The sequence below is a fragment of the Endozoicomonas sp. SESOKO1 genome, assembly GCF_024606265.1.
Classification (GTDB): domain Bacteria; phylum Pseudomonadota; class Gammaproteobacteria; order Pseudomonadales; family Endozoicomonadaceae; genus Endozoicomonas.
The window spans coordinates 1-1385 of record NZ_JAHHPP010000320.1; the positions used below are offsets into that span (position 1 = coordinate 1).

Here is a 1385-nt window from a genome sequence, read left to right on the forward strand (position 1 = left end):
ATTGATTCCTGAAGGGACCAGTCGCACCCTGCAGATTGATGATATCGCCTTGAATCTGGCCAACCGCGAGGCTGCCATTTCCGGAGAACCACTGGAGTTGACGGCCACTGAATTCCTGGTGCTGAAAACGCTGATTGAAAAGGCCGGTGAACTTATTTCCCGGGATGACCTGACCCAGATAGCCCTGAACCGTAAGTTGACTCTCTATGATCGTGCCATTGATATGCATGTGAGTAATGTTCGCAAGAAGATTGGTACCCGGCCTGATGGCACGCCAAGGATTAAAACCGTTCGTGGGTCCGGTTACTTTTATATTCTTCCGGGCTGATGGGGTTGCCAGTGCGATTTAAAATCCCCCGGCTGGTGGTCTGGCCATGGCACAGTGTCTTCTGGAAGATTTTTCTGTGGTTCTGGCTGACCATGATTGCCATGCTGGTTACCCTGTTTCTGGCCTTTGCCGTTACCGTGGACCCATCGGACTTTCTGTCAGAACGTCGGGCGCTGTTTCGCGAGTTGGAAATAGCGGCCCGTAAAATGGAACTTCTCTCCCGTACTTCTGTGCATTTACCCATTCCGCGGTTTCCCGGCAGTGGTTACTACCTGTTTGATACCGAGGGGAATATTCTGGGTAGTGCGTCGATTTCTGAAGAGTTGATTTCTGCCTACAACAAAACCCGAAATCTCAGCGATCCGACCATTACCTTTCGCAGAGGGGTGGTTGTGGTTGGCCCACAGCGAATTACCCTGAACGATGCCCCCTATGAACTGTATCTCACCAAAGAGATGCCTGTGTTGGTGCATTGGCGGGTTAAACAGATTATCGCACGACAGTGGCATCTTATTATTCTGGCCCTGGGTGTCAGCTTCTTTCTCTGTGTTGTTCTGGCCCGTTACCTGGTCGGTCCGATTCGAAATTTGCAGCGGGCATCCAGAAAACTGGCTCGTGGAGACTTGAGTGCCCGTGTGGGAGGCAAGGTTGCCAGACGCCGGGATGAACTGGGTGAGCTGGCCAGGGACTTTGACCATATGGCGGAGCAGGTAGGGTCTCTGGTGTTCAGCAAGGAGCGATTGCTGCGGGATGTATCCCATGAGTTAAGGTCGCCACTGACCCGTCTGCAGATCTCTCTGGCGCTGGCCAGACGGAAAACGCCCGATGCCGAGGCAGAGCATGCCCGCATAGAAAGAGAGATAGAGCGTCTGGATCAATTGATAGGGCAGATCATCCACTTTTCCCGTATTCAGCATAATATGGCCAACATGGCCTGTGAGAAAATCTCTCTCGAAGGTATGCTGAAAAAACTGGTGGACGATGGCAACTTTGAAGCCCAGGCTCGCGATAAAGCCGTGGTATTGAAAGAAACCGCTGACATTGAGCTGGTGGCTGT

2 protein-coding genes are annotated in these 1385 nt (G+C 52.3%); both read left to right on the plus strand.

The window, feature by feature from the left end:
- A partial coding sequence (locus KDK13_RS14690) for a winged helix-turn-helix domain-containing protein (protein ID WP_257285723.1) occupies nucleotides 1-328 on the plus strand: 328 nt, incomplete at its 5' end.
- Nucleotides 329-339: 11 nt separating this feature from the next.
- Nucleotides 340-1385: HAMP domain-containing protein (locus tag KDK13_RS19250; RefSeq protein ID WP_257285724.1), on the plus strand; the 1046-nt coding region annotated here is incomplete at its 3' end.